The sequence below is a fragment of the uncultured Eudoraea sp. genome (assembly GCF_947260015.1).
Lineage (GTDB): Bacteria > Bacteroidota > Bacteroidia > Flavobacteriales > Flavobacteriaceae > Eudoraea.
Genome location: NZ_CAMYOM010000047.1, coordinates 1 through 2,962, shown reverse-complemented (window position 1 = coordinate 2,962; position 2,962 = coordinate 1). Strand labels below are relative to the sequence as shown.

Sequence of the window (2,962 nt, the reverse complement as noted above, 5' to 3'; positions counted from 1 at the left end):
GACAAAAATTATAGATGTTACACCTGAAAATGTTCAAGAAGAAACCCTTTATTGCATCAAGGATATTAAGAACCCGGGATTCCAAAGTAAGCGTATATGGTTTGAGAAACAATATCTGCTTGGATTGCGGATGAAAATTCTAAAGGACAATGCTGATAAAATGATTGGTTTTATAGAATATAGCCCTGTCCCTAGTGCGTGGCGCCCGGTTATAGGAAATGACTTTATGTTTATTCACTGTATGTACATATATCCCAATAAAAATAAAAACAAGGGCTATGGGTCATTACTTATAAATGAAGCCGAAAACGAAGCCAGAAAGAATAAAATGGCCGGTATTTGTTCGATGACAAGTAAAGGCACCTGGATTTCTGACAAAAGGATCTTTGAAAATAATGACTTTATACAAGTGGATCAGAGGGGCAGGTTTGAATTAATGTGTAAAAAATGGGAGCTTAAAGCCAATGACCCTGAGCTTATAGATTGGACGGCAAATCAAAATAAATACAAAGGCTGGCATTTGGTATATGCCGATCAGTGCCCGTGGCATGAAAAGTCGGTATTTGCTCTCTTAAATACGGCTTTAGACTATGGCATTGATCTTAAAGTAACTAAGTTAAATAGCGCAAACGAGGCAAAGCAGGCTCCTTCGGGCTATGGGGTTTTCAGCTTATTACACAACGGGAAGCTAATTGAAGATCACTATCTAAGCGCAACACGTTTTAGAAATATATTAAAAAAAGAACTACTTCTGGAAAGCTAATTTATTAGTCTGTTGTTTTAGTCCTTGATGAGTATTTTAAAATAATACGTTATGAAAGTAGAAAAACAAGAATGTTGTCCAAAATTTCATCCTGAAAAATGGAATGAAAAGACATTCGCTTGGGATCATAAAAAATTTATCAAGGCAACAGTACCTACTTTTTTTCATATTCCTTTACCTCCCATGATAGGAAGGAGAATTACTAAAATGATGAAACTGGCAGAGGGTTCCAAAAAACTATCAAACAATAAAGAAGATATTTTGGTATTATTTACGGACCCGCATGCTTTTATGTCAGAAATTTATCTCTCAGTTACCGACAATGTACCAAACGCTTTTAACACAACACTTTCCGGAACGTTTATGGGTAAGGTTTTTGATGGCGCCTATAATGATATCCCTAAATTCATAAAACAAATGGATGCTTATTTACGACAACATCACCAAAAGAGTCAAAAATATTATGTGCATTATGCCTATTGTCCCAAATGTGCAAAAGAAGCTGGTCATAACTACATGGTGCTTTTCGCCCAAGTAGAAAAATAAAAGATTGCAACCAGGATTATATATCAAGTTATGAATAATAAAAAAGGGGTCAGTTTTTGGGTTTTAATTTTAGCGGCAATTGTTTTAATTATCTTTTTAACCACAGGCCAAACTTTATCATTAATAGATTATGATTTGGCCATAGACCTGGGGTTACAGGAATCAGAAAAAGAAATTGGTAAAGTTGGAATAGCGTTTGCCAAGGGTTTCGCTTTCGGAGATACGATAATCTATATCCCTATGCTGATAATTGGAATCCTGGGACTAATTAAAGGAAAAAAATGGGGGGCTCTTTTTATGTTTGGAGGATTGGCTATTTCCGTTTATTGGCCCGTTGTACATCTTTATGCTATTTATATCGAAACAGACGCAATTGTATTGAACCCGGATAAATACATTTCCTTTCCCATTGTTTTAACATTAATAACCGTTTATGGGCTATGGGGAATTAGTTATTTATATAAAAATCTCACATAATATTAATGAAAAGATCAATCTCGGCAAATCTTCTTATTTTATTAATATTTCTTCAAGCTATTAGCGCTGTCCCTGCGGGCCTGAGTCTAATAATTGACCCATCCGGCAAGGGTATTGGCCTTCCTCCAGGTGTACTGGAAAATACGCCATTTAAGAACTTTTTGATTCCCGGATTGTTCCTATTTGTAGTTTTAGGCCTATTACCCTTGATTACACTGTACGGATTACTGAGTAGAAAAAAGTTGAATTGGGCACAGAAGATCAATTGGGATAAGAAATTCCACTGGTCCTGCACCTTTTCGTTTTACATAGGATTATTACTAATTCTTTGGATTAATATGCAGCTTTACTTTGGGATTACTTTTAACAACCTCCATTTCTCTTATACTATCCTGGGAGTGCTAATTTTAATACTTAGTCAAGTACCGGATACAAAGCGAGATTTTATGCAAGAAAAGATAGATTCACAATCCTGATCCGGAAGCTTCTACAGCTCTATTATTTATTTTTCTTGGCCTTCTTTTCTATTGATTTTCTCGGCAATACTTCTTCGGGAAACGGAAAGAGTATTGTAGAATTTTTCTCAGCAGCAATATTGGATAATGTCTGATATAACCTCAACTTAATTGCAGAAGGCGATTTATCTATTTGCAACCCTGCTTCCAGTAATTTGCCCGCAGCTTGTTCCTCTGCCTGCGCTAAAATGATTCTTGCTCTTCTTGATCTTTCGGCTTCAGCCTGGTTCGCCATCATGCGCCTCATGTTTTCGGGTAACTGAATATCTTTAATTTTTACATCCATAATCTCAATACCCCATTCGTGAGTTTCCTGCTCAACAATAGTCTTAATATTTTTACCCATTTCTTCACGTTTTGATAAAATGGTATCCAGTTCTACTTTTCCGCATACATCCCTTAATGCCGCCTGAGAAAGTTGGGTAATGGCAAAAGAAAATTCTTCAACTTCCAAAACTGCTTTTTCAGGATCATAGATCTTAAAGAAAACCACCCCATCTATACTGCAGGGTACATTATCTTCTGTCATTACTTCCTGGGATACGATATTTATAGTGATGACTCTTATATCGACAATTTGGATTGTGTCTACTATAGGTATTATCCACCTGAATCCGGGATTTAATATTTTTATATACTTTCCGAATCGAAATTTTAATGC

5 protein-coding genes are annotated in these 2,962 nt (G+C 35.9%); 4 read left to right on the top strand and 1 reads right to left on the bottom strand.

Annotated features, from left to right (window positions below):
* From Q0X66_RS14260 to Q0X66_RS14245, 4 genes are all read left to right on the top strand, one after another.
* A partial coding sequence (locus tag Q0X66_RS14260; protein ID WP_297707540.1) for a GNAT family N-acetyltransferase occupies nucleotides 1–763 on the top strand: 763 nt, incomplete at its 5' end.
* Nucleotides 764–814: 51 nt separating this feature from the next.
* Nucleotides 815–1,309, top strand: coding sequence for a hydrolase (locus tag Q0X66_RS14255; RefSeq protein WP_297707539.1), 495 nt, complete (start codon nucleotides 815–817; stop codon nucleotides 1,307–1,309).
* 30 nt (nucleotides 1,310–1,339) lie between these two features.
* Entirely contained in the window at nucleotides 1,340–1,786 is a 447-nt protein-coding gene (locus Q0X66_RS14250; RefSeq protein ID WP_297707538.1) for a hypothetical protein, read from the top strand.
* 5 nt (nucleotides 1,787–1,791) lie between these two features.
* Complete coding sequence (locus Q0X66_RS14245; protein ID WP_297707537.1) at nucleotides 1,792–2,262, top strand: hypothetical protein; 471 nt, start codon at nucleotides 1,792–1,794, stop codon at nucleotides 2,260–2,262.
* A 22-nt stretch (nucleotides 2,263–2,284) separates the two neighbouring features.
* Here the strand turns inward: Q0X66_RS14245 and Q0X66_RS14240 are convergent.
* On the bottom strand, nucleotides 2,285–2,962 hold a 678-nt coding region (locus Q0X66_RS14240), incomplete at its 5' end, for a slipin family protein (protein WP_297707536.1).